At 52.7% G+C, this 24,711-nt stretch carries 20 protein-coding genes; 11 read left to right on the forward strand and 9 right to left on the reverse strand.

Going from position 1 to position 24,711, the window contains the following annotated elements:
- Positions 1-140: 140 nt before the first annotated feature.
- The gene (locus F557_RS0109610; protein WP_019002016.1) at positions 141-1,511 is read right to left on the reverse strand and encodes a hypothetical protein; all 1,371 of its coding nucleotides are present in this window, start codon (positions 1,509-1,511) and stop codon (positions 141-143) included.
- A 356-nt stretch (positions 1,512-1,867) separates the two neighbouring features.
- Between F557_RS0109610 and F557_RS19530 the strand changes: the two genes are divergently transcribed.
- From F557_RS19530 to F557_RS0109630, 3 genes are read left to right on the forward strand one after another with little or no spacing between them, the layout of a single operon-like run.
- Entirely contained in the window at positions 1,868-2,320 is a 453-nt protein-coding gene (locus F557_RS19530; RefSeq protein WP_019002018.1) for a hypothetical protein, read from the forward strand.
- A gap of 60 nt (positions 2,321-2,380) precedes the next feature.
- Positions 2,381-3,025 carry a hypothetical protein gene (locus tag F557_RS0109625; RefSeq protein WP_019002019.1) on the forward strand — a complete coding sequence of 215 codons (645 nt, stop codon included), beginning with the start codon at positions 2,381-2,383 and terminating at the stop codon, positions 3,023-3,025.
- 42 nt (positions 3,026-3,067) lie between these two features.
- Positions 3,068-3,532, forward strand: coding sequence for a hypothetical protein (locus F557_RS0109630; protein WP_019002020.1), 465 nt, complete (start codon positions 3,068-3,070; stop codon positions 3,530-3,532).
- A gap of 31 nt (positions 3,533-3,563) precedes the next feature.
- On the opposite strand, the gene F557_RS0109635 is transcribed toward F557_RS0109630, so the two are convergent.
- The 6 genes from F557_RS0109635 to F557_RS21260 form a co-directional block, all read right to left on the reverse strand.
- The gene (locus tag F557_RS0109635; protein ID WP_019002021.1) at positions 3,564-4,544 is read right to left on the reverse strand and encodes an alpha-L-glutamate ligase-like protein; all 981 of its coding nucleotides are present in this window, start codon (positions 4,542-4,544) and stop codon (positions 3,564-3,566) included.
- Position 4,545: 1 nt separating this feature from the next.
- A complete protein-coding gene (locus F557_RS0109640) occupies positions 4,546-6,150 on the reverse strand; it encodes an inactive transglutaminase family protein (protein WP_019002022.1) in 1,605 nt (534 codons plus the stop codon).
- Between the two features lie 88 nt (positions 6,151-6,238).
- Entirely contained in the window at positions 6,239-7,252 is a 1,014-nt protein-coding gene (locus tag F557_RS21255) for an ATP-dependent zinc protease family protein (protein WP_019002023.1), read from the reverse strand.
- A 7-nt stretch (positions 7,253-7,259) separates the two neighbouring features.
- Complete coding sequence (gene cmoB, locus F557_RS0109650) at positions 7,260-8,255, reverse strand: tRNA 5-methoxyuridine(34)/uridine 5-oxyacetic acid(34) synthase CmoB (protein ID WP_019002024.1); 996 nt, start codon at positions 8,253-8,255, stop codon at positions 7,260-7,262.
- 2 nt (positions 8,256-8,257) lie between these two features.
- Positions 8,258-8,980 carry a carboxy-S-adenosyl-L-methionine synthase CmoA gene (gene cmoA / locus F557_RS0109655; protein WP_026297854.1) on the reverse strand — a complete coding sequence of 241 codons (723 nt, stop codon included), beginning with the start codon at positions 8,978-8,980 and terminating at the stop codon, positions 8,258-8,260.
- A 105-nt stretch (positions 8,981-9,085) separates the two neighbouring features.
- Positions 9,086-9,625 carry a DnaT-like ssDNA-binding domain-containing protein gene (locus tag F557_RS21260; protein WP_019002026.1) on the reverse strand — a complete coding sequence of 180 codons (540 nt, stop codon included), beginning with the start codon at positions 9,623-9,625 and terminating at the stop codon, positions 9,086-9,088.
- A gap of 360 nt (positions 9,626-9,985) precedes the next feature.
- Here F557_RS21260 and F557_RS0109670 point away from each other — a divergent pair, with 360 nt between their 5' ends.
- The 5 genes from F557_RS0109670 (at position 9,986) to F557_RS23475 (ending at position 17,394) form a co-directional block, all read left to right on the forward strand.
- Positions 9,986-10,258: a hypothetical protein gene (locus F557_RS0109670; protein ID WP_157617836.1), complete on the forward strand. Its 273-nt coding sequence runs from the start codon at positions 9,986-9,988 to the stop codon at positions 10,256-10,258.
- A gap of 16 nt (positions 10,259-10,274) precedes the next feature.
- Complete coding sequence (locus F557_RS0109675) at positions 10,275-11,084, forward strand: methyltransferase domain-containing protein (protein ID WP_019002029.1); 810 nt, start codon at positions 10,275-10,277, stop codon at positions 11,082-11,084.
- Positions 11,085-11,336: 252 nt separating this feature from the next.
- Complete coding sequence (locus F557_RS0109680; RefSeq protein ID WP_019002030.1) at positions 11,337-16,883, forward strand: hypothetical protein; 5,547 nt, start codon at positions 11,337-11,339, stop codon at positions 16,881-16,883.
- 80 nt (positions 16,884-16,963) lie between these two features.
- Positions 16,964-17,260 (forward strand): hypothetical protein, encoded by a 297-nt coding sequence (locus tag F557_RS0109685; protein WP_019002031.1) that lies wholly within the window; start codon positions 16,964-16,966, stop codon positions 17,258-17,260.
- On the forward strand, positions 17,260-17,394 hold the full coding sequence (locus tag F557_RS23475; protein ID WP_019002032.1) for a hypothetical protein: 135 nt from the start codon (positions 17,260-17,262) through the stop codon (positions 17,392-17,394). The genes F557_RS0109685 and F557_RS23475 overlap by 1 nt, the downstream gene beginning before the upstream one ends.
- Before the next feature lie 69 nt (positions 17,395-17,463).
- Here F557_RS23475 and F557_RS0109695 read toward each other — a convergent pair whose 3' ends face one another.
- Entirely contained in the window at positions 17,464-18,282 is an 819-nt protein-coding gene (locus F557_RS0109695; protein ID WP_019002033.1) for a YccT family protein, read from the reverse strand.
- A 389-nt stretch (positions 18,283-18,671) separates the two neighbouring features.
- Between F557_RS0109695 and F557_RS0109700 the strand changes: the two genes are divergently transcribed.
- Entirely contained in the window at positions 18,672-20,363 is a 1,692-nt protein-coding gene (locus F557_RS0109700) for a DUF2813 domain-containing protein (RefSeq protein ID WP_026297857.1), read from the forward strand.
- 102 nt (positions 20,364-20,465) lie between these two features.
- Here the strand turns inward: F557_RS0109700 and suhB are convergent, their stop codons facing one another.
- Complete coding sequence (suhB, locus tag F557_RS0109705; protein ID WP_019002036.1) at positions 20,466-21,314, reverse strand: inositol-1-monophosphatase; 849 nt, start codon at positions 21,312-21,314, stop codon at positions 20,466-20,468.
- A 187-nt stretch (positions 21,315-21,501) separates the two neighbouring features.
- On the opposite strand from suhB, the gene F557_RS0109710 reads away from it, so the two are divergent.
- The gene (locus F557_RS0109710) at positions 21,502-22,176 is read left to right on the forward strand and encodes a UPF0149 family protein (RefSeq protein WP_169335186.1); all 675 of its coding nucleotides are present in this window, start codon (positions 21,502-21,504) and stop codon (positions 22,174-22,176) included.
- A gap of 228 nt (positions 22,177-22,404) precedes the next feature.
- The gene (gene pgm, locus F557_RS0109715; protein ID WP_019002038.1) at positions 22,405-24,054 is read left to right on the forward strand and encodes a phosphoglucomutase (alpha-D-glucose-1,6-bisphosphate-dependent); all 1,650 of its coding nucleotides are present in this window, start codon (positions 22,405-22,407) and stop codon (positions 24,052-24,054) included.
- The last annotated feature ends 657 nt before the right edge of the window (positions 24,055-24,711 follow it).

A 24,711-nucleotide genomic window follows, 5' to 3' on the forward strand; every position in this document is an offset into this window, starting at 1 on the left:
CTCCGGGAACTTTCCGGTCTTATGCTTTCGGGACTTAAAGCCGGTCGCCTGGATGCGGCAAAGCCCCCGGGTATCATAGTCCGGGGGCTTTTGGTGTAAAGAAAAATATGACTGAACCGTAAGCTGGGCCACAGCTTTTACTATACCGGAAGGGCATTCTCCGGTATGGAGCCGCCTTCCGGGAGCTTTATAATAAGCCTGCCGTCGTTAACATGGTTTTCTTTTTCCGAGAGCTGTATCCGTCTGGCATGTCTCAGTTCGGAATGGGTTATCGGGGATCCGATCCTGTTTGTCTCGTATTTGCCCTCCTTCCAGAAATCGTCGCTGGCAACCTTGTTTATGCCCTCACCCTTGAGAGTGTTGCCGTGGAAATCGGCAAACTGGAACATTACCGGCACCTGCTGTTCCTTGAAGAAGGAGAGTCCGAGCTTGCTGGTCTGCCTGAAGGTAGCATAGATAATGACATTCTGGAACATCTGGAAAAGCTCCATATTGTCCACCTTTTTGAACTTTGAGGAGTCTTTTTGATGAGCCAGGGCTTCATCTTTGCTGGCCCAGTTTTTTCTTAGCAGGAATTCGGCCCGCTTCTTTTCGTATTCCTGGGGATCTTTTTCGCGGAGGGCGGCCAGCTCAGCGTACTGCTCCAGCTTGTCGGCCAGCTTCTGGATCTTCTCCGGAGAGACCCGGTTACGGTAGCTGTAGCTAAGATTCTTGATGATAAAGCTTCTTAAGGCGGTTTTGCTGTCCTTGCTGAAGGCGGCCTGCCATCCGGTGGCTTTGCCGCTGTCTTCCGGCTTTTCCGGGTGGAGCAGGCTGTAGATTTTCAGAGGGATGTTGATCTTTTTCAGATTTTCCGGTTTTGCCAGGAAGGAAGTCCACTTTTCCAGCTGATCCTGCTGCACGTATTCCAGATCGGCAGTTCCGGGCTTCAGCTCGAGTTTTTTGCTGGCGATTTTGTCCATTGTCTGAAAATACTTGTCCATCGTCAGGGTGTCCGGCCTGATGTTCGAGCGGGTGTTGTATTCGTCGATTTTGTTGAAGCGGATCATCCGTCCTTCCTTGGCAAGGCAGTCGTTAAGCCGGGTGATCATGCTGGATCCGGCAATCAGATCGCGGTTCTGCTTGAAGCCGTAGTCGGCGATTTCGATGATCTTCTTATCGGGATTATCCCTGATAATCTGTCTGAACCGGGTCAGATTGTTCTGGAGAATGGTGTACTCCCGGGATTTTACCAGGTCGGCAATTTTTCTTTCCAGGGCCAGAGCGGTATTGGTATGGTCGTTCTTTCCAAAAAGAGTTCCGAAAAAGCCGTAATTTCTGGATACCGTGATTTTGCTGGCATCCGCATTCATATACACGTTATAGGTCTTCTTGCCGATAATGATGCGGCCGGTCTGGCCAAACATGGGTTTCTGTCCTTCCCTGTCTACGCGGATAGTGTCCATTTTTACGGCAAGGTCACTGGCGGTGAGGGACTGAACATCTCCCAGTTTGATATCGGTATTGAACATGATAGGCTCCTTTTGAAGTTTCTGGGTGCCGCTCGCCCCCTGAAAGGAAGCCGGCGCGTTATTTACCGTGTTAACGGTGTTGCCTGATTCCGGTTACATAAACAATCAGATAAAGCACATTCCCTAAGAAGCCGGAGATCCGGCGGCAAGCGGAGTTCCAAAGCTGGGCGGGTTCGGGGATAAACCGGAAATATCCTGAAAAGAGGTTTTTTCATGCGACAGCAGTCTCAAGTTCTCCGCTCCTTCTGTACTGTTTCCGGCCGGATTTTCCTGTCCGTGCTAGAATTTGCGTATTCTGGCCAGAGCCGTTCCGTGGCGGCCATGCAGTGATTCAGAGTCCGGAGGCTCGAAATTTCATGCGCAAGATTCTATATGGCATTTATCTGGTTTTCGGGGTGATAATTTTTTTTCTCGGGTACCATTTCTACATTTCACCCGTAACCCGGGAGAACATTTCCAGGGAGTATCTGACCGGAGAGGGCGCTTCCGGCAGTGCTCCCCCGAAGGCTGCAGCGGCAGAGGAAGGCTCCCGGAAAACCAGTGGGCTCCGCTTCAGAAACGAGCATCTTCTCAAGGATCATTTCAGCCGCCATGGCCGGGCCATGGGGTTTTCGTCCCCGAAGGAGTATGAACGGGCAGCCCGGGGGGTAGTGCAAAACCCGGCAGCCCTTCATAAAATTCAGAAAAAGGACGGAGATGATGTTTACTATCTGGAATCCGGGAATGATTTTGTGGTGGTTTCCGCGGATGGCTATATCCGTACCTATTTCCGGCCAAATAACGGCATAAGGTATTTCAATAAACAGTAGTTGTTCCGGCAGCCCCGGATGATCTCCGGAGAAGGCGCATGTGAAGTGCAGGAGTGTTCTATGAAACGGTTACTGGTTCTGGGCCTTGCGGGGGTTCTGGGAATGGCGGTTTCCGGAGTTTTGCCGGCTCATGCGGAGGAGACGGCCGGTTTTCGGGCGGTCTATGAGGTGCACCGTGCAGCGGTTATGATAGGGTACCGGCTCCTGAAAACCCGGTTCGGAAAGCCGGCACACTACTGTTCCAGGGACAGCGAGGTTATAGCCTTCCGTGTGGTTAGCGGCGGCGGAATGCGGGGCGGCTTTGACAGAACCGAAATTGAAAGGATTTCCCCCGACAGGGCCCGGATTACCAGGGATGTCAGAGAATGGCACAGTGCCCCGCAGCACATAAGCGTGTATGAGACTGACATCGCCTATCTTAAAAAAATTGAAGAGATCTTCCGGAACCGGGTGGATTATCGTCTGGAGGATGCCCCGTATCCTGAATTCCAGGTACTGGATGCTCCGGATACCAGCTATTATTTCCGGTGTTCGGACGGTGTAAGCTGGTCGGTAAGCACCGCGCGGGTGCTGCCCCGGAGCTTTAAAAACACCATGAAGGAAGTCAGAAGCATTGCTGAAGAAGGGCTGAAGGCCGGAACTCAGATCCGGAACGAGGTTATCTGTTCCGCGGAGAATCATTGTTTGAAGGACGGGGGTTTCTAAGCACTGATAGGGATACCCGGGCATGACAGGTAACTGATAATTATGGGACTATGCAGCTTTAAAGGCTCCCGGCTGGTATTCTACCGTGAATCCTGGGGCGGGGGGATGACCGGAAAATACGGTGCGGTAACTGTTTCCCGGAATCCGGACGGCACAGAGACTGTTTTCAGGGAGGAAAGCCGGATGCCCCGGGAGGAGCCGGAAATAACGGAGACGCGGCTTCCGGCGGCAGCAGGATGTCTGCTCCGGATTCAGGAAATCTTTGACCGAAAGGTCTTCTGGCTTCTCAGGTATTCCCCCCGGATTCCCTTTAAAATCCTTGACCGGGAAAACCGTTATTATCTGTTCCGGCGGGAGAACGGCGCGGAATGGTCCTGTGATAACAGGCATTTTCTGACTCCGGGCTTTCTTGAGGCGGTGCAGGAAATCCGGGATCTTATCCGGCAGTCAGAAAGCGGCGCCGGATCTCCGGAAGTAATCTCCCGCGGCGCAGACAGTCCGGACTGAGAGCAGGGCACGAACTTCCGGAAATTAGCCGCTAATCGTTTTCCAGTACTCCGAAGTGCTCCTGGGATACCTTTACCCGTTCCGCGGCAGGCAGACTGCCGTGTTTTTTGATATAGGCCTGAATAAAGCGCAGTCTGGGCAGAAGACCGGCGGAGTTTGCCGTCTGAATGGCCAGCCCCGGGCGGGCGTTAAGCTCCAGAAGCAGGGGGCCCCGGATTTTGTCCAGAACAATGTCTGTGCCGATATAGCCCAGTCCCGACATATCATAGCAGCTGGAGGCCAGATTAAGCACCTGCTGCCAGAGGGGAACCCGGAGCTTGTAGAGGTCGGCTCCGGTATCGGGGTGGATATGAACAGGTTCGTTTTTCTGAACCGCCCGGATGGCCTTTCCGGAGCGGACGCAGATCCCTACTCCCACCGCCCCCTGGTGCAGATTGGCCTTGCCGTCGGAAGCGGCAGTGGATAGCCGCATCATGCACATTACCGGATAGCCGCAGAATACAATAACCCGGATGTCCGGCACCCCTTCGTAGCTGTAGTCCCTGAAGACATCGTCGAAGTTTATCAGATCCTCAATGAGGGCGAAATCCTGCTTGCCGCCAAGAGAAAACAGTCCGGCCAGAATGTTGGTGATATGGCGTTCCACGTCCAGAGCGGTGAGTCCCTGGCCGTTGGGCTTGTAGTAGACTCCGTTTTCGGATCTGACTATTACCAGAATCCCCTTGCCTCCTGAGCCGTGGGTGGGCTTGATGCAGAAGCCGTTCCGGCCTTTCACGATTTCCGGAAAGTTTTTTACGTCGTACTGATGCTTGATGGAGCCGATAAGCGCGGTGGTGGAGACATGGTTTTTCATGGCCATTTCCTTGGTGAGGAGCTTGTTGTCCACCAGAGGATAAAGCTCCCGCCGGTTGTATCTCCCGATAAAGTTCACGTTGCGCTGATTCATCCCCATAATGCCCAGCCGGCTGAGCTTGAACGGGGAGCAGTACTTCCTAAACGGCCAGAGGTTCATTTCAGGCCTCCTTCTTCACGGCTTTGGTTTCTTTTTTAAGCCGATCGGCCTCCAGTTCTCCCTCTTTTACCGGATGGGCGATTTCCTCGGCCAGCGGACGGAAGCGCTTGAGCTCGGTGAGACGGTATCCGGTGTAGTTACCCATGATCAGCACGCCGGAGAGAATCACCAGCATAAGGCCCAGGAAATTGAAGGAGAGGTGCTGGATGGCGGGGCTGGACATGGCGAGATAGGCCATTACTGCCACGAACATGGAGCCGCCGCCCTGGATAAGCACCTCCTTGTAGCCTTCCTCCTCCCAGAGCACGGACATTCTTTCAATAGTCCAGGAGAGGATGATCATCGGGAAGAAGGTGATTTTGATGCCGTCAGTAAGCCCCACCTTGTAGGTGATGAAGCTCAGTGTGCCGATGATGGCGATAACGGTAATGATTACTGTGGATATGCGGGCTACCAGAAGCAGATTCAGGTAGGAAAGCCAGGATCTGATGATAAGTCCGATGCCGACGATGGTCAGAAAGCCGATAAGTCCCACGGCGAGATTGGTCTGCAGGAAGGCGGTAGCAATCAGTACCGGCATAAAGGTTCCGGAGGTCTTGATGCCCACAATGATTCTCAGGAAAACGACGATGAACACGCCGATGGGAAGGAGGAGAATGTTTTTAAACACGGCCTGCTCTTCAATCGGCAGGGCGTTTACCGACAGATCGAACTTGTCCTGGCTCACAGCGTCCGGGCTGTTCTGCCGCATGGCAAAGGCCTTCTTTTCGCTGACGTTGTTCCTGATGATGGAGAATACCACCTGCGAATCCTCGCCGCCGGAGATTTCCAGAAGGGAATGGGCGTTGCTTTCCCAGATAAAGTAGGTTCCTTTTTGCGGTTCCTTTGCAGATTCCGGATCGATGATGCGGTAGGAGTTGTCGGGATCAAAAATGGCGATGTAGGGAATCAGATGCTGATTCCGGCGGCCGTCCTCCAGCTTTACCACTCTGATAATGCGGGCCGGAATGTCATGCAGGTTCAGCAGCTTTACTAGCAGATCCTGCCTGGTGAATTTTGTTAGCAGGAGGCGGGCGTTTTCCTCCTGGGTTCTGATTTCCTGAAATACCGCCTGGGTGAAGGACATGGGGTCAGAGCTTCTGCTCCAGGCGGCGTTTCCGATCTGGTTTATAGCAGTGAGATAGGGCTCCTCCAGCACTACCCTGGCGACCTTGGGGACGGTAACCATGCTGTTTTTGGTGGAGTTGTCCGCCAGTATCCCGATGCGGTAGTACAGGATCTGATGCCCGGAAATCGCTCTGTTGGACCATTCCGCACGGGTATGTCCGGCGCGGTCATTGAAGTAAAGTCCGTAGTTCGGACTGGCGGTGTTTTCCGAAACGATCTTGAAACCGGGCTGGCTTTCAGGTATCGCCAAGGATACCTTTACCGGCACGCTCTCATCGTAGGGGGCGTTGAAGCTGATTTTGGCCTCGATATCCCAGGCAATGTTTTTGGAGGAAGGAAACCATGGCACATCGAAGGTAACATGCTCGTAGATCATCAGGGATATGCCCATAATGAAGAGCAGGGCCACTACGATATAATAAACTCCGCGGCTAATCATATATAAATTCTGCCTCTTGACTCTTGTTGAAAATCATGCGGAAAATTCCGCGTTCCGGAGTTTTATCCGGGGAGCGCGGAACCGGAAGCTACCTGTTTCCGTTATCGGAATCCTGGCTGTCCCCGTCTTCGGAGTCATCCTTGGGATGGGCCAGGATCTGGGGCTGCTTTTCCGGAGCGGCCCCGGGCTTCTTCTGGGCGCTTCCGGAGGATTTCTTCTGCCGGTTTTTGGGGCCTGCGTCCTTGTAGGCTTCCACAGCCACGCCACCGTCGATTTTTTTCTGTACGTTTTCCCGGGAAACATCCACTACGGCTATATCCTGGATAAACTCCCGGCCAACCAGAAGCGGGAACTGCATCTTGTCACGGTTTTTAAGGCTGAACTCGTTAACTCCGGTGTAGGAGCCGATTTTCACAGTAAGCTTCACCACCGGACGCTCCTCCGGGGTGTCGGATGAGGCCTGGACAATGACGGCAGTTCTGACCCGGGGGGCAGAGAGGTGAATGACATTGCCGTCATCCAGAGGAATGTCGAACTTATACCAGACCTTGCCGTCCCGCTCGATTTTTTCAATATTGATGGCATTGATGGAGGAAACGCTGGCGCCGGTGTCGATACGGCTGGCGAAGGAAGCGTCAGCCTCGGCGATGTAAACCCATTCCTGATTTCCGAATATCATCTTGCCGTTGTCCAGACGGGTAGCATCGCTGCTGACTTTTGCCGTGTCTCCGGCACTGGTTCTGGGAGCATGGCTCCGGTTCTGCCGGACCTCTCCGGAAAGAACACCGATTTCCTGCCGGAGACTCTGGTTTTCCTGTTCGAGTTTTCTGGAGACGGCAGTGCAGGCCTCCAGGGTTTTGACGGATTTTTCGGTGTTTTCCTGCATGGCGGCCTTGAGCTCGTTCATGTTTCTGGCGTCCTCCTCCCGGGCCCGGGTCAGTTCGGATATGAGACGGGTGTTTTCGTCAACTGTGTTTTTCAGGTCGGTGCCGTCTCCGGCTGCTGCCGGGGCTCTGGTGCTCTGACAGCCTGATACTGCAAAAAAAGCCAGCGGGACGATGCACAGGACTGCTGACTTCAGCAGAGATAGTTTAAGCTTCATATTTTAGTTAACCTTTTCTCGCAATAAAAATTGCTCTGGCAGGAGCCGGATACCCTTCAACGGTCCTGGACGGATCGCGGGGATCCAGAAAATCCTCCAGAGATTCGAATGTCATAAGCTCGGTTTTATGCTGTTCCTCCGGGGTGGTTCTTTCCATGCTGATCATGGCGGCGGAAGCAAAACCAGCCCGGTGCAGGAGCACCTTCAGATAGTCCGGAGACGGAATAAACCAGACATTGGGCATTTTGGCGTAGGTGTCGCAAGGAAGGAGAACCGTATGGCGATCCCCCTCTGTAACCAGCGTTTCCAGAACGAGCTCGCCTCCGGGCTTCAGGAGGTTCAGAAGCTGGATGAGGTGATCCGCCGGACTTCTCCGGTGATCCAGCACACCCATGGAAAACACGGTGTCAAAGGCTTCCAGCGGGGGCAGATCCTCAGTGATGAGAGGGAGCAGATGAATCCTCGCGCGGAGAGCCGGATCCGGAATAAGATTCTTAAAGACTGCGAACTGCGACAGAAAAATCCCGGAGGGATCAATGCCGATAACCGTGCGGGCTCCGGCCCCCAGCATCCGCCACATATGGTAGCCGTTCCCGGTACCTACGTCCAGAACCAGCCGGTCCCGGAGGGGGGTGATATGCGGTTCCAGCCTTTCCCATTTCATCCAGCTTTCCCATTCTGTGGGAACCGGAACTCCGAAGATTTCGTACGGGCCCTTTCTCCAGGGCATAAACTCCTGAAGGAGCTTCCGGATGCCTGCCTTTTCACCTTCCGAGATATCCTCCGGTCCCTGAAATGTGACTGTCCGGGAGTTCAGATCGAGCCTGGCGGCCTTTCTGCCGTTGAAGCGCCGGAGTCTTCTGGTAAGGTTCCGGTAGATTTTGCCTTCTCCGGATTCCATAAACCTTTCCAGCTGGGCAGGAAGTACCCTTAGCCAGGGGGCCAGATTTTCGTCCGGAGCAATCAGGGCCAGAAATTCATCCCAGGGGGCATAGCAGTTCATGTTCATTCCTTTACAGCGAGAATGGAGCCGAAATTGAAGCACTGAAACCAGAGACCGGCATGACTGAAACCGGAAAGCTCCAGATCCCGGAGCCGTTTTGCGGGAGATTCGGTAATCATAACGTTTTCCAGTGAAGCGCGCTTCTGGCTGATTTCCAGATCCGAGTAGCCGTTGGCCTTTTTGAAATCCAGATGCAGATCGGTAAGAGCCTGCATCATGAAGGAGTCCGTAAAAGAGAATTTCTCGCTGAGCACAAGAACCCCTCCGGGAACCAGAGAGCGGGAGATTTTTTCCAGAAGAGGGAGGCGCTGCTCCGGGGCGATGAACTGAAGCACGAAGTTCATAACTACCACTGAAGCCGGTTCCAGACTGCAGGATGCGATATCGTCCTGAATAATTTCCACCGGCACCCGGTATTTGTAGGAGGAGATGATCTCCCTGGAGCGCTGTACCATGGCTGCGGAGCAGTCGATGCCGATGACCCGGGTATTGTCGGGAGCGTTTCCGGCCATTTCCATGGCACAGGCTCCCAGGCTGGAGCCGAGGTCATAAAGACAGGTGTTTTCCTGAGCGTACCTCCGTGTCAGCATCCCCACCGCGCTTACGATGCTAGGATAGCCGGGAACGGATCTTCTGATCATATCGGGAAAAACGCTGGCCACCGTTTCGTCAAAGACAAAATCCCCTACACGTTCCTGTTTGGTTGCAAAAATATTATCGCGCATATTAAAGCCTGCATGCCGTATCAATATCGAAATTATACCAAAAACCGCCAGTGGTGATGCATCCGGCTGAGGACTCCGGAGCATTTTGGGGATCCCCGGTAAATGCTACTTGTTGTGAACCTTTTTCAGAAAGGAGATGAAACGCAGATTCCAGCGGTGGTTGTCCAGAAGATCGTCCCGTCCCGTCCAGTAGGAGGTGAATTCTGCCAGCTGCCCCGGAGTATAGCTGATATCGGCGAGCCCTGCCAGTCTTGCGGTGTCCGGAAAGGTACTGTCAGGATGCCAGCTGTCATGCATCCGGTAGGTGTGCCGATCCGTGACCAGGGACTGCTGGTGAAGCGGAAGAATCATAAGTACCCCGTCCCACCAGTTTTCAAACTGCAGCCGCGCTCCCGGGGCCGGGCGGATCAGTCCGGCATTTATGAGCTCGCAGACGAAGCTGTTGAGATCGCCGGCCCGGGGGAGATATTCCCGGATCGTGCCCCGTTCTCCTTTGCCGGAAACAGTGAGGGACGGGGTCAGTCTGTTGTAGTCAAGGGTAATGCGGCCGTTCAGACTCTGGGGCTTTATGCCTACAGCATAAAGAAGCCGGGCTTCCAGGGAGAGGGGGCTTGCGGTCAGCTTTTTCAGTTCGGCGATATTCATTTTCGGAGTGACATTTCTGCAGGGACGTAACCTGAAGATCAGTGCCGGATCCGGAAATTTTTTCCGGGAGTCCGGGGAGAACTGTCAGATCATCAGAATTAAAATATAGCGCAATATACCGCAGTATCGGGGATAACAGATCGTTTGAAACGAAATTTTTTGAATCGGAATGAATTTAGGGGGTGATTTCAGACCCAGTCGAACCTGTAGCCCGACAGTGATATCTGGTGATAGAATAGAAGAAGCAAGTCATAAGGCAATCAGATGTTCAGACATTGCGCCGGCAGGAGAGCTGAGCCATACCAGGTACAGGAGATGGACGGTGCTGCCGGGATGAACAGGAAAACGGCGGAATACGGAATGAAAGCAAAAATATCTATGGCAGCAGTGCTATTACTGGCCGGGGCTCTTGCGGGATGCTTCGGAAATGAGAAAGATCCTCCGGCAAAGCCCGAGATCAGCAGAGATGCGCTTCCAGAGGGCAGAGTGATTACTCCGAACAATCGCTGCGGTCAGGGATTCAGCTGGTGTGAAAAGCAGGGGAAATGCTTAAAGCCTCTGGCTCTTCTCAAGGGACGCGATATTCACGATCTGAAAAAGATTTTCGAGCAGGAATGCGGCTCTCCCAGATAGTCCGGGCATTTTTTTAATGAAACTGAGCACATGCGGCGATCAGTCCTTTGACGACCGGGCGGCGGAATTCCGGGAACGCATATACGGTTCCGACAGAGGGCTTATCCGACTTGCCGTTCTCAGACAGGATTTTCAGGAAATTCTCCGGGCCTTTCCGGAGGGCGGGTCTCTGGATATCCTGGATGCCGGCGGCGGATTCGGAGCCTTTTCCCGGGAGCTGGCGTATGCCGGGCACCGGGTAACCGTCATCGATATTTCTGAGGAAATGCTGGAAATCGGAAGACGGGATACTGCGGGACACGATTTTTCCGGAACCGGCGGCTCTATCGTTTTTCAGCGGGGAGCCATTCAGGATCTTCCGGTGCTTTTCCCCGGGAGAACATTCGATATCGTTATCTGCCATGCCGTGCTGGAGTGGCTGGCGGCTCCCTTTGACGCGCTTCCGGTGCTTGCCGGCATGGTGCGGGAGTCCGGCTGGCTCTCTCTTCTGGTGTATAACCGCACAGCTCTCCTTTTTAAAAGTCTTGTGGTAGGAAATTACCGTTATCTTGAAAACGGCATGCGCCCTCTGCGCCGCAAAAGCAAAATGAGAATGACTCCTCCGAATCCTCTGGTGCCTGAGGAAGTAAGAAGGGCCTTGTCCGGTCTGGGATTTCCGGATACTGAAATGAGCGGAGTCCGGGTTTTTCATGACTATATGGCCCGTTATCATCTTGCGGAAATTCCGGGGGAGGAAATTCTTTCCTGGGAGCTGAAAATGTGCCGGCATCCCGATTTCGTCAGTCTGGGAAGGTATGTCCATATATTCGGAAGCAGAAAGGCCTGAATTCTGCTTCCGCTGTCTCTCCGCGGCAAAAGTGCCAGTTATCTGTGATCCGGGAGGCAAAATCGGAAGCACTTTTTTCAATGCTGTAACTTCTTACAGAAAATAATCGTTTTATGACTAACCAGGGGTACCGGGAATTAATCCCGGACTAACCGAAATCGGAAATTCCCGAGAATAAACCGGGAAGTGTGAATATGTGCTGTCCATTGCAGGCAGAAACAGCTTGGATTATGACAAAAACAGAGGGAAGGTATGACCGGAGTCAACAGCTTAAATAATAACGGTGCGGGAAACGTCCTGAATCAGATACCTGTTAATGCTCCGGGAAACGGCAATAATGCCGGAGGAATCAATAATAATGTCAGAAATAACGAACTCGAAGCTCTCAGACTGGGCTTCGATGTTTTTATGGAAAACGGCAAGATAAAGGCCAGCGAACGTTCCGTATCCTCCCTGACCCTGAGCAGAAAATTTGCTGCTATTGAAAGTCAGGTTGACAGCGCTGTTGCCGACCGGGCGAACATGACCCTGGCGGATCTGACACGCCTTCTTCTGGATCATTCCGAGAATGTAAAATCCCAGGACGGAAAGTACAAGGCGCTTTTCAGGGATGCCAAAGAGTCCGTGGCTCTGGATAATTTCATGCTGGACATGGTTAAAAAGCTGGTAGGCGCCACCTGTTTTGGCGGGCACGCTCCTAATCAGGTTCCCCCTCTGAAAACGGAAATTGACAATGTTCTTGCGAAGATAATGAAGGGGAATTACCGGAATATAGACAGAAAAGCGGTGCTTTCCGAGCTGGCGTCTGCGGTGGATCGGGTAAAGGCCATGGTTGTTTCCGGAAACGGGGAGCGAAAGAATGAAGCTCTCGCTCTTCTGAACGATATCCAAAACCGTTTTGCGGCTATTGTCGAAAACCGTAGTATCGCGCTGCAAAACCTTTCTAAGGCGCTAAAGTCAAATATCAAAGTAAGCTTTAACAGCCCGGAAAATATTCTCGGAATGGGCTGTCTCCTGAAAAAGTGCCAGGTGGATCTGGAAAAGGTGGCCACCATGCCCAGAATCAGGGTCAGCGATCTTACAGAGAAGGTAACCTCCGGTGAAATGAGTGTCCGGGAGGCTATCAGCAACAGCCCCGGATGCCGTACTCTTATGAATGAGTTTTCCGAGGCAAATCTTGAAAAATACCAGAAAGAGCTTGGGGATCTGGATGAAGCTTCCGGCGGCCTCGAAGCCAAAAAAATCGCTTTACGGAATCGCATTCCCCATAACTGGACCGAAAATGCGGAGGCCAGGAGGGATATCAGGGATTTCACTGCCGACGTGCTGGAGCGTGTAAAGCTGCTTAATCTGGTGAAGGAGGATGCGGAAGGATTCCTTACCGGAACCGATGCCGAAAAGCTCTATGCCGGGGCCGGACATTCCCATGAGGAGCGGATTTCAGCCGAGGTTGCGCGTCTCAAATATATCTACGATGCCCTGGGAGGGGCGCAGGGAACCTCCCTGGAAAAGCTGGGTGCCGATACGGAGCTTTTTGCGCATGTCCTTAAAACCTTTGACTATGCGCCGGCTCTTTTGTTTAAGTTTCTGGGAAATGCCGGAGCCGTGGATGCTCTTCTGGCTCTCAGGCAGGATAATCCTTCCGATGACACCGTAAGACAGAGCATTAATACCCTGGCGCAGTTTATTCACAGTCCGAACAGTGATTTTGACAGTATGATGCTTGCCTCCCTGCTGGGGGGCATCTCACAGGAGGAGCTTCCGGCGTCGGCCCAGGTTATCATGCAAAACCTGCCGGTCAGGATAGAGCTTACTAAGGACGTTCTTTCCTGTCTCAACTATGTTGTCAGCGGCCATGACGAAAACCGTTCTCCGCTCAATATCAGTATGAAGGATCTGCAGAAAGCATACCGGAGAGTGTGCAATCCGGGTCCCGGACTTGTGAAGCTTCTCAGGGACAATCACTGCGAGCAGGATCTCAGAACTGTTGAAAATATCATCATCAAGGCGGCCTATCATCAGTTTCTTGCCGATCATCCGACAGCGCAGGACGAAACTGACGGATTCCGGCTGCCCTTTAAGGACAATGTCCGGTTCCAGCAGGCCATGAATATTTCGGATACCGATATGGGCGGGAAGATCAATGTTGCCAGATATAACGGTTTCGATCCCACAGCCGTCAATATCAGAAATACCGAGATGGCCACGTTCCTGAAATGCTTCAATGTCATGATGAGCCACAGCGACTTTATTGACAGCTGTGCCAAAATTCCTGCCGTGCACCTTACGGAAAGATTTACGGAGTCTCTAGGCCCCAGGATGAAGGAATTCTTTAAGGGAATTATCAGCTTCTATAACACTAAAAAGCAGGAGGCAAACGGCGACGAGGCGAAGCTCAGGGAGCTTAGAGCCGCCATTAATCCTGCGAGCTTTAACGAATTCTATGCGGCATTCAAGCGCTGCAATACCTCCCGCGAGCTCATGACGTTTTTCGAGAACAACACGCAGAAGTTTACGGAGCTCTTTATTGCTTCCAACAAACTGACCCTGGACAGCATAAAACAGCATAACGAGACTGCTCTTCGGGACAGTCAGCGCCTTATGGAAAATCTCCATCTGGATGATCTTGTGAAATTCAGCCGCGCCGCATCTTCCCAGGTGGGAGCTGAAATCAAATCCGTAGCCGGCACTGAGGAGCTTCTCCAGGAGGTGGCAAAGATGCAGGGCAGTGCCGGACTGGGATTTCTGGCAGCCTCGGTGGAGAATCTGTTTGCCCGGACGGTTATCGATATCCTGCCCAAGGGACACACCTATTTCGGCCTGTCCGCGGATGATTTCAGGAAGCCTGCCAGGCTTAATGATATTGCCAGTGCCCTCAGAAGCGTTCCCCAGGATCTGCGGGAAACCGCTGATTTCAAATTTGCCTTCCTGAGCTATGCAAAGCTGTCACGGCTGGCAGCCAGAAACCCGGGCAAGGCAGAGTTTTCTGAACAGGAGCTGATAGATGCCCGTGTCGGCAAGCGTCAGGTCAGGGAGCTAATTAACAGTATTCGTGCCGATGCCCCTGTTGGCGGTAACCGGAACGGGGTCAACGATCCGGTTCTCCGGACATACGCTGTGCTGGACAATAACTATGTCAGCGAGGATACGCTCCTGAAATTCTGTATCAATGATGCGCATTTTTCCGACAATGATCGCAGGGAAGCTCTTAAGAAGCTCACTCTGACTGATGACATGTTTGTTCCGGAGAACAATATTTTTGTAGGCAACAAGGCTGAGGGAGAGGCTATCAGAAGCAAAATTCAGCAGGCGATAGACAATGCCAGAAAGGCGCTGAAGGACGATAATGCCAGTGTTCATACTGTTCTCAGGAAGCTCTATACCCAGATTTCGAATTGTCTGGCCCGGGATAACACTCATAACGTTACGAGTGCCCTGGTATATCTGACCCCGTATTTTGAGAAGGAGTTCCAGGGAGCAAAGATAGAAAGTCACCAGAACTTTATCACCCGGAAATTCAATGATATGTTTTCTTCCGGCAAAACGGTTCAAAGACTGCGCGACTCTCTGGTCAGCACCTCCGCCGAGGTGTCCCGCGGTATTACCGGGATGATGAGCACCTTCCGTGCCGGCAGCCGGAGCGGGGATGCGGCGGTCAGCGAGCTTATGAAGAATGAGCTGGTTTCCATGATGGCGGAGAAGGCTCTGCGCCGGGTGGCCTACAGCAATAACTTCAGTACCTATGCCGATTTCAAGTTTGAGTTTTCACAGAACCCGAATATTGCCGGAAAGGGGCGCGATGCTGTTATCAAAGAGGCCGTAGGCTATCTGAAGGCAGATCTGGCAGTTGATGACGTGGTGCTCGAGAAGATGATAAGGCAGCTTACCTCTTCAGACCTGTACAGCAATGACACCACTTCTAAGAGCAAATATGCCAGGAGGGCCGTCAGAAGCTTCGGAAGAGCCTTTATGTCAACTAAGGTCGTATCTTCTGTTTCCGCCGGATATAAGGCGATGAAATCCTGGTTCACCCGTACCCCCAGGGATGCGAAGGTCTATGAGGCGATTTCCGGTAAGGTGCTGACCAGCCTGGCGGAGGGGCAGACCCTGGTACATACCAAGGACAACAAGGTTTCCGTTGAGGCCGGGAAGAACTTCAATGTGGGAAATCTGCAGGTGGGGGCCAGTGCCGGAATAAGTCTGGGTGCCGGTTCCAATCTTGAAGTTGAGCGCACTTCCGCCCGGGAATATACTTTCCGGATGTCCGCTTCTCTCGGTGCCAGTCTGGGCATTGGCGCCACTCTGGGGTCGGTTGCTGATCCCACCCTGGCTGCCAAGGTAGAATTCGGCGGCAATTACCAGCGGGGCTATTCCGTAACTTTCGGAGAAGAAGAGGCCGTAGAGTTTCTGGCAAAAATCATGGCCAGCAATCTGAATCAGGGGGATTTCCGGAATTCGAAGGATATCAGAAAGCAGACTGTTAAAAACTTTGATTTCAGCGCTGCGGCAGAGGGAAATGCCAAGGGCTCTGCGCAGGTAATAACGGGGAATGATGATTCCAGCGGCTATGATCCGCTGCAGTTCAGTGCCAGTGCGGAATTTGGGGTGTCCAGGGAATGGGCTCATGAAGTTGGCACCTCTTCCCATAAGTTTACTAAGAATGTCACCGTTACTGCTTCTGTCGGAGTTGAAGCGATATTTTCGCTGAAAAACAAGCTTCTGGACGGGGCTAATCCCGAAAAGATGGGAGATGACAGCGGCGAAGATGACGGCACTGATACCAGGAATCTGGGGGAGAAATCCCGTGATGAGATCGATCCGGAGCTTCTGAAATACAATGATGACAGCAAGGATATCGGTTCTGCGGATAAGATTGCGCACCTTTTTACCAATCATAAGAAGGCGCTTAATGATCAGTTCTTTTCGGAGATGATTGTGAAGCGCTTCTCCGGCAGAAAATATCTGCCCACGGACAATAGCAGCTGGAAAGCCAAGGATGACTTTGAGAAATACCAGCATGATCCCGGACGCTACATTGCGGAAAGCATTGTGAATTTTGCGCAAACCAACATAACTGATAAGGCAGTAGCTGATTTTGACGGCTTTCTGACCTATCTGGGCAAGAAGATCCCCGGTATCAGTCAGGCCCTGGAATTCAAGGAGAAGATTTCCGAGCTGGTAACCTCTTTTGAAGGGCTGATAAACAAGCTGGATACTCCGAACTTCAGGTATGATCTGGGGCTTAAGCTTGGAGATGATTCCGGTGAGCTTCTGGCGGTAAATGTGGGTGCCAGCTACATATGCGAGACTGCCACTTCCTATGAGACGAATCTCATGCAGAATGAGCTCAGATCCGTTGAGCAGACGACCAAGATCGAGCCTGAGGAAAAGGGAAGTGCCAGTACCAAGAAAACCAATAACGTCCGTTTCCTGTCCCAGACCATGAAAAAGCTGGGCTTTTCCAAAAGACAGATGGAAAAGGCCATTGCGCAGCTTAATGTTATCCAGCTTGGCGACGAGTCCCTGGAGTCCATTGAGATTGTCCGGGCCGGCAAGAAGGCGTCTCTGGCCAAAATATCCAGAAAGCTGCACCGGGAAGGAGGGAGCTTTGCGGCAAAGCTCGGCTCCAGGGTTGATTCCATGAAGGATGCGGATTTTACTCCGCTGAAGATTGTCTTCAATACTGTTAAGAAGATTGACAAAACCTCTGCCGGAATCAGTGCGGGAGGAGTTATCAAGCTCAGTCTGTCGGCAGAAGAGACCTTAAACAGCACAAAGAGCTACGAGGTTGAGTTTTAAGAGCAGGGAGAGTGGAAGTCTCCGGAGAAAGCCCCATGAGAATATATTTATGATGGGGCACCCCGGGGAGGAGGAATGCGATGATAGATTACCTTAACGGGATATTTGCCAAAGCCGGGATTCCGCTCAGCCCCTTTGACCGGGAGACCGGAATCTCCGAAAACGATCTTAACGGAATCCATGTGTCCCTGACTTATTCGAAAGACCTTAAAAGTCTTCTGGTCAGCGGAGTTATCATGGACATTGATGATTTGTACGATCCGCTCTTTAAAAAGCTGGAGAAAAAGGTTCTCAGCATGAATGCGGTGGATTTCCTGCCGGAAAAATTCCGTATTGGGATTGATGTTCTGGAGCTTCAGGTGATTATTAGCGGCTGATGGGGCTGGATCGCCACGATGATAATCTGGCGGCCCTGGCGGAGAGACTGGTAAAAACCGCGATCTTCTACGCCACCGAAAGCCAGAAGATGCTGTTTTCCGAATACGAAAAAATGCAGAACAGCTGTGGCTGATCCGGGACGGTCCGGAAATAAAAAATCCCGTTCCTGAGGAACGGGATACGGGGGGAATGCTGTCAGAAATCAGTTCTTTTCAAGCCATTCCCGGAAAGCCTTTCTGGTGGCGGGATCGGCACTATTGTAAATTGATTTCAGTCCGTCAAGCATCTGTCCGTTGACCTTCGGGGTTTCGGCCGGCTTGTTCAGGGGTTCATTTCTGCGTGCAGATTCCAGGGCGTTTTCAGAGGTAAGAGGGATGCCGTCCTGAGTCCGGAGACTGTTGCCTTCAGTATTCTTGAGGTAGGTATTGCGTGCCTCGGCAGTGGATCTGATGGTGTCCGGGCAATCCTTGAAGCCGCTGTCCCGGCAGTTTGAGAGTTTCTGATCGTTGCGATTCTGCTTTGCAGTGTTTTCCGGAGATACGTAGAGAAGCCCCAGAGAATTAAGTTCAGTCAGAAAATCACGATCCAGCTGAAATCCCTTGTCTGACTGAAGAATAAAATACGAGGCCTTGTCCTTGGAGACGCTTTCCCCGTTGTTGGTGATAGTGATGGTCTGGTGATCGGCAAAATCCTGGGCACTGCCGTAGTCGCGGATTCGGGGGTAGGTAAAGGTGATGGAGTCGTTTTCCTGAACATCGGGAATATTGATTACGATGGGATCCGAGGCCGAGGCGATAATCTGATCCCCGCCGTGCTTGAAAAGCCCCTTGAAAAAAACAACGATCTGGTGCTGTCCCGGAGTCAGCTCAATCTCCCGGGGATCCGAGATCACGCCGCCGGTTTTGGCTCCGTCCACGATGATGATACTGTAGTTTTTCGGAGCGGCAAATGTTGCGGCTTCAGCAGACAGAGAGAGTCCCAGTACGGCACAGCCCGCTAAAAATGATGAAATAATCTTCATGATGACCTTTTATGAGAAATGAGAATCCGTATCCGTTTCTCCAGAATATCGGCGACAGCGGGGACATTTTAAGTCTGATAGCCAGATGCCGACCGTACCTCTTACGGTACACTGGAAAGTATATCAAAATTGCTGTTGTTTTTTAAGAAATAAGGCGATTTTGTCTGTCACTTTTTAAGTTTTCCGAAGTCTCTGTTCTGCAGTCCCCGAAAAACGGTTCTTCCGGTCTCCGGAAGCGGGGCCGCGACTTTCCCGTTTCCGGAGGCGGCTCCGGAAAATTGCTGTGGGTAAGTAACGTGATAGAATTGAAGTGATCTCCCGTCGCTGTAACTCCGGTTCCGGAGTTTGCCGGTACGGATCCCGGAACCGGGAAATTCTGGAGGGCCGATATGTTTCTGGAACGCATTGAAATCAAGAATTATCGCGGCATCGCAAGAATGTCCGTCCCCTTTAACAAAAAAACCGTGTTTATCGGGGAAAACGCCTGGGGCAAGACCTCGCTGCTCAGGGGACTGGCTTCGCTTCTGGGAAACGGAGACGTTCCCTATGAATTTACCGAGGATGATTTTCACAAGGATTATCAGGAATACCGGCAGGAGTACCGCAAGGGCGGAATGATCCCCCGGGAGCGGCAGCTCAGCTTCGTGCTGACCTTCCGTGAAGGGCATCTAGGTTCCGCCATGAACTCTCCGAAGCTGACGCGTCTGAAACCGTGCTGGGTGCGGGGAAAGGATTGCTTCTGCCGCGTCTACTACTACGCCGGAGCGTCCATGAATGCCAACGGCACCATTTTTACCACCCATGGCTTTCTGGATCGGAACGGCGTCATGATTCCCGGGAATACCATGAGACAGGTGCGCTGCCTGCTGTCCCTGAGCCCGGTATTCCGGATTCGGGACAGCAGGCAGGTTACCCTGACGGAGGGAGGAGGTGACGAGCCCCTTTCCCGGGATGACGGCATTCCTGACGGCCTTCCGGCCAGCGAGGAAAAGCTGATGGAGCTGTTCAGGGCAGTAAGCACCACGGACGGGGAAGTGATTCCGGTCAGGATTATCAAGGAGGGGATTCAGGCCGTCAGCAGTTTGTTTGACCACTATTTTTCGTTTATACCGCCTCTTATGGGCAAGAGAATCGGTGTCCGCCACCGTACTCTGACGGATATTGTTGCCAAACCGATTTCCAGTGAATCCCTGGGATCTCTTAAAAAGCTGATCCGGAATTCCAATCCCCGGGAGGTGCGTATTCTGCTGGCATATGTGGCCGGCTCCCTGCTGGACGCCGCCGGAGGAAGGAAGATTGACAGACTGGCCAAGCCCATTGTGATTTTTGAGGATATTGAGAGCCGGCTGCATCCCACGGTGCTTTTCAATGTCTGGAATATTCTGGATCTTCTTCCGATGCAGCAGATTATCACTACCAATTCCGGGGACATTCTTTCCACGGTCAGCCTTCAGGATATCAGGCGCTGTGCCCGTAAATCGGATATGACGGCCTGCTACCAGGTGGACGAGCGGAAGTTTACCAGCGACGATCTGCGGAAGATCGCCTTTCATGTCCGCCTGAACCGCCCCATGACGCTGTTTGCCAGATCCTGGGTGTTTGTGGAAGGGGAAACGGAAATCTGGCTTCTTAATGAATTCGCCTCCATCGTCGGGGTTTCGCTGCCGGCGGAAGGGGTGCGGCTGGTGGAATACGCCCAGTGCGGTGCCGCCCCCCTTATCAAGCTGGCCAATCATCTGGGGATTTTCTGGCATCTGGTGGCGGACGGCGACGAAGCCGGAATCAAGTATGCCTCCCAGGCTTCTCAGGGCGGCCATAACAACCAGGTGACCCTGCTGCCGTGCCGGGACATTGAGCATTTCCTTTACGAGAACGGCTTCGAGTCCGTTTACCGCCAGGCCTCCCGGCTTACCGGAAGAGGGGAGACGGAAAGCAGGATCATTGAAACTGCTCTTAAGAAAATGACCAAGCCTGGAATGGCACTGGCTATTGTAGACGAAGCCCGGAGGAGAGGACGGAAGGCAGTGCCGCAGCTTTTGCAGAAGCTTTTCGCTCAGATAATCGCCAGAACGATATCCTGATCCGGTATCTTGTGCAGCCGAAGGCGGAAATGCCGGCAAGGACGGATTAAGGGGACAAATAAAAAGCCGGAAGATCCGGCCTTGTTCGCAAGTGCTTAATTATCAGCCGGCTGCCTTGATTTCCCGGAGCAGATTCTGAATTGCATAGGGATTGGCTGCCACGATGTTGCCGTTTTTGGCATAATCCGGCTTGCCCTCGAAATCAGTAACCACACCGCCGGCCTCGCGCACCAGAAGCTCTCCGGCACAGAAATCCCACGGCTTCAGGCAGAGCTCGAAGTAGCCATCCATGCGGCCGGCTGCCACGTAGGCCAGATCCAGACTGGCGGTACCGGCTCTCCGGATATCAGCGCAGCGGCTGAATACTCTGGCTAAGATCTTCTGGTAATGTTCCAGATGCTCCCGGTTCCGGCAGGGGAAGGCGGTGGCGAAAATACCGGTATCCAGCCCCTTGATATTGCTTACCCGGATTTTTCTGTTGTTAAGAATGGCTCCTTCGCCCTTGGTGGCGGTAAAGAGTTCGTTTCTTATAGGATCGTACACCACGCCCACAGAGGTGATGCCCTTGATTTTGACGCCGATGGAAACTGCAATGTGGGGAATGCCCTTGCAGAAGTTGGTGGTGCCGTCAAGGGGATCAATAACCCAGAGATAGTCGGAATCTGCGGTGTTTTTGGAGCTGCCGCTTTCTTCGGCAAGAATGCCGTGCTCGGGATAATAGCGGGAAATCACGCCTTTAATAGCGTTCTCGCATTCCCGGTCAACATTGGTTACCAGATCGTCCTTGGCCTTTTCCTGTACGGTAATATGATCCCGATCCTCAAAGTTTCTGTTGATAATTTCGCCGGCGGCGCGGGCAGCTCTGACAGCAATATTTAAAAGTCCCTTCGGAGTGGCGGGGGTTTTCTTTGCGGCAAAGGAACCGCGGGTATCTTTGGACGTTGCTTCCATGATAGTAACTCGATGCTGATTAAAAACGGTTAAAGATCGGATGGACAGTTATTGACCACCGCCGGAATTATACATGAATAATGTGATCCTGAGCAAATTATACTAAGTTTTTTTGAGATGCTTTATAATGGGACGGCACAGGATGCATAAAGACATATGCAGCGGAAAAAGCGGAGTTGTTTACTTCATGAAAATTGTTCTTAACTACAGGGATGCCGAGGATCTTATGCGGGGCGCCGGAATATACGGCTCTCCTTCCGATGTTTACGGCCTCCTGATGGGACTGATAGCGGCCGGGTTCCGGGAGGACGGACGGGATTTTGAGGAGCTGGTGCGCAATCTGGTCAATGACGGCGAACAGTTTCCCAGGAATGTCCGGACCTGGCTGAGAGAAACCGTAAGCGGCATCATAGAGCAGTATCTTTCCGGAGAGGGGATGCATCTTCTGCTGCCCGGGGACGGAACTCCGGCTATGGATCGGGCGGCATGCCTGATAGAACTGGCTCACGGCTTTCTGACCGGGTTTTCCTGCCGGAAGCCCGGCGGCAGGAAGCTTTCCAGGGAGGCACAGGAATTTCTGTCGGATCTGGACGGCTACTGCCGGGCCTCGTCCGAGGCGGAGGACGGCGAGGAGTTTGAAGATACCTTTGTTACTCTGACGGATCATCTCTCGGCCGGAGCCCAGATATGCTTCGAGGAATGTGCCGGAAGCCTGTATCCCAAGGCCAATGCCGGAGAGGACTTTGTTCTTGAGGATGATGACGGCGGGGCACCGGTACGGCTTTCTCCCTCCCGTGAAAACATTCATAATATGGAGGAGGCCGGCTGGGAAAGGAAAACCAGGACGGCTTCCGGAAGCTGACCAGCTGAGTTCCTGAAAACTCCGTTCTGCGGGGCCTGTAAAGTTTTTTTGATGCCCCGGAGTCCGGATACTATGTTACAGAATATCCCCGATGTGGTATATTTAGCGCATTACAACAATAATCGGCGGCCGGTATGAAAACCTTTTTTCGGAAAGCCTTTGAAACCGGCTGCTTAAGCTGACTACAGACCTAAAGTGCAGAATCAGACCTATTTTTAAGGATTTAAAATGGCATTACATCCCTTTGCCGGCAAGCCTGCCAGACTGGAAGATCTTACTAATATTCCCCGTCTCATGACGGCCTATTATCTTAACAAGCCCGATATGTCCAAAGCGGAGGAGCGGGTGAGCTTCGGCACCTCCGGCCATCGCGGCAGCTCCCTGAATTCTGCCTTTACCGAATCACATATTCTGGCTGTATGTCAGGCCATTGCCGAATATCGCGCAAAGGAAGGGGTTACCGGACCCATTTTTGTGGGAATGGATACCCATGCTCTTTCCGAGGCTGCTCTGGCCACTGCGGTGGAGGTTCTGGCTGCCAACGGCTGTCAGGTGCGCATCGAAAAGGACTTCGGCTACACTCCTACCCCGGTGATTTCCCACCAGATACTGACCTACAACGAAGGCCGGGACAGCGATCTTTCTGACGGCATTGTAATTACTCCCTCCCACAATCCTCCGGTAGACGGCGGTATCAAGTACAATCCGGTGAACGGCGGACCGGCCGGCACCGAGATTACCCAGTGGGTTCAGGATCGGGCCAATGCGATTCTGGAGAACGATCTCCGCGATGTTAAGAGGGTTCCCTTCAAAAAGGCGCTTGCCATGCCTAACGTGCAGCAGGTTGATATGAGAAAGCCCTATGTGGATGATCTTATCAATATCATTGACATGGAGGCCATAAAGAAGGCCGGCATCAAGATCGGTGTGGATCCTCTGGGCGGATCCGGTGTTTATTACTGGGATCTTATTGCCGAGACCTATGGTCTGGACATCGAGGTGGTCAACTATCGGGTGGACCCGACCTTCAGCTTTATGACCCTGGATCGGGACGGCAAGATAAGAATGGACTGTTCCAGCCCCTATGCCATGGCCAGTCTGATCAGTCATAAGGACAAGTTTGACATCGCTGTGGCCAATGACCCCGATTATGACCGGCATGGCATTGTCTGCAAGTCCGGCCTCATGAATCCCAATCATTATCTGGCAGTGGCTATTCAGTATCTTTTCACCCACAGACCGGAATGGAGCAGCAATGCGGCTGTCGGCAAAACCCTGGTATCCTCCTCCATTATTGACCGGGTGGTAGCGAGCATCGGCCGGCCCCTGAAGGAGGTTCCGGTAGGCTTTAAGTGGTTTTCTCCGGGACTTTTCACCGGCGAGTACGGCTTTGGCGGCGAGGAATCTGCCGGTGCGTCTTTCCTGCGCCGTAACGGCAAGGTCTGGACCACCGACAAGGACGGCATCATCATGTGTCTTCTGGCAGCAGAAATCCTGGCGGTAACCGGCAAGGATCCCCAGACTCTCTACAATGAAATCAGTGCCAGATTTGGCGAATCCGTCTACAACCGGGTGGATGCTGCCGCCAATACCGAGCAGAAGAAGGTGCTTTCCCAGCTGGATCCTGCAATGGTTGAAGCCGAGACCATGGCCGGAGAAAAGATTGTTGCCAAGCTGACCAGTGCTCCTGGAAACGGCGCCTCTATCGGCGGTCTTAAGGTGGTAACCGAAAACGGCTGGTTTGCAGCCAGACCCAGCGGCACCGAGGCTATCTACAAGATTTACATGGAATCCTTCAAAGGCGAGGAACACCTTAAGCAGATCCAGAAGGAGGCTCAGGAAATTGTCAGCGCCGCTTTGAAGAAGGCCGGAGTGTAAGACGGAGTCTGCGGGGCATTCAGTGCCATAATTCAGAAAAGACCGGGGGATTCCCCGGTTTTTTTATGCACAGAGTTCGGAAGCTGATCAGAAAATTTCGTCATGATCTGAAAGAGGATCCCGGATCTCTGTCCGGAATAGGTGTGAAATTCCCGGGATTATGAAGGGAATTCCGGCTGGTTTTATGCCAGTACCCGGCTGAGTCATCCGGCACGCATTTCGGGAAGACTTTCCGCATTAGCAGCGCCGCGGGGAAGGAAACCGGAGGCACAGTGCAAACAGCGGCTCAGGATTATCCGGGCAGTGTCAGTTTTCCGGAATATGACGAGTTGCGGCCTTGGTGCTGTTTCAAAGGTTAAAATACTGTCCTGGCTTCGGGACGGCCGGGAGCTATTATCTGCGGTGGGAAATACTAGCCCGCGGCATTCTTAGGGCGGGAGTCTGAAGCGGCTGGATAACAGTGCTGAAGTGTCCTGGAAGCTGTACCATTGCCTGACCGCTATTGGGGTTCAGGCGATCCGGCCTGTTAAAGCCTTAACGGTTTCTGAAAGCAGGTGAAGGAATTTGCGGTATACCGGAGCGGTATACCGGAGCGGGATCCTGGCTTGGAGCGGAAGGTCGGATAAGAAAGAAACAGGGGAAAACGGAGGAGAGATA

This window comes from Succinimonas amylolytica DSM 2873 (genome assembly GCF_000378405.1).
Taxonomy (GTDB): Bacteria; Pseudomonadota; Gammaproteobacteria; order Enterobacterales; family Succinivibrionaceae; genus Succinimonas; species Succinimonas amylolytica.

Coding starts and splice junctions, on each gene's coding strand:
- F557_RS0109610 (WP_019002016.1), bottom strand. CDS start 1,511: ATGTTCAATACCGATATCAAACTGGGAGATGTTCAGTCCCTCACCGCC.
- F557_RS19530 (WP_019002018.1), top strand. CDS start 1,868: ATGCGCAAGATTCTATATGGCATTTATCTGGTTTTCGGGGTGATAATT.
- F557_RS0109625 (WP_019002019.1), top strand. CDS start 2,381: ATGAAACGGTTACTGGTTCTGGGCCTTGCGGGGGTTCTGGGAATGGCG.
- F557_RS0109630 (WP_019002020.1), top strand. CDS start 3,068: ATGGGACTATGCAGCTTTAAAGGCTCCCGGCTGGTATTCTACCGTGAA.
- F557_RS0109635 (WP_019002021.1), bottom strand. CDS start 4,544: ATGAACCTCTGGCCGTTTAGGAAGTACTGCTCCCCGTTCAAGCTCAGC.
- F557_RS0109640 (WP_019002022.1), bottom strand. CDS start 6,150: ATGATTAGCCGCGGAGTTTATTATATCGTAGTGGCCCTGCTCTTCATT.
- F557_RS21255 (WP_019002023.1), bottom strand. CDS start 7,252: ATGAAGCTTAAACTATCTCTGCTGAAGTCAGCAGTCCTGTGCATCGTC.
- cmoB (WP_019002024.1), bottom strand. CDS start 8,255: ATGAACTGCTATGCCCCCTGGGATGAATTTCTGGCCCTGATTGCTCCG.
- cmoA (WP_026297854.1), bottom strand. CDS start 8,980: ATGCGCGATAATATTTTTGCAACCAAACAGGAACGTGTAGGGGATTTT.
- F557_RS21260 (WP_019002026.1), bottom strand. CDS start 9,625: ATGAATATCGCCGAACTGAAAAAGCTGACCGCAAGCCCCCTCTCCCTG.
- F557_RS0109670 (WP_157617836.1), top strand. CDS start 9,986: ATGAAAGCAAAAATATCTATGGCAGCAGTGCTATTACTGGCCGGGGCT.
- F557_RS0109675 (WP_019002029.1), top strand. CDS start 10,275: ATGAAACTGAGCACATGCGGCGATCAGTCCTTTGACGACCGGGCGGCG.
- F557_RS0109680 (WP_019002030.1), top strand. CDS start 11,337: ATGACCGGAGTCAACAGCTTAAATAATAACGGTGCGGGAAACGTCCTG.
- F557_RS0109685 (WP_019002031.1), top strand. CDS start 16,964: ATGATAGATTACCTTAACGGGATATTTGCCAAAGCCGGGATTCCGCTC.
- F557_RS23475 (WP_019002032.1), top strand. CDS start 17,260: ATGGGGCTGGATCGCCACGATGATAATCTGGCGGCCCTGGCGGAGAGA.
- F557_RS0109695 (WP_019002033.1), bottom strand. CDS start 18,282: ATGAAGATTATTTCATCATTTTTAGCGGGCTGTGCCGTACTGGGACTC.
- F557_RS0109700 (WP_026297857.1), top strand. CDS start 18,672: ATGTTTCTGGAACGCATTGAAATCAAGAATTATCGCGGCATCGCAAGA.
- suhB (WP_019002036.1), bottom strand. CDS start 21,314: ATGGAAGCAACGTCCAAAGATACCCGCGGTTCCTTTGCCGCAAAGAAA.
- F557_RS0109710 (WP_169335186.1), top strand. CDS start 21,502: ATGAAAATTGTTCTTAACTACAGGGATGCCGAGGATCTTATGCGGGGC.
- pgm (WP_019002038.1), top strand. CDS start 22,405: ATGGCATTACATCCCTTTGCCGGCAAGCCTGCCAGACTGGAAGATCTT.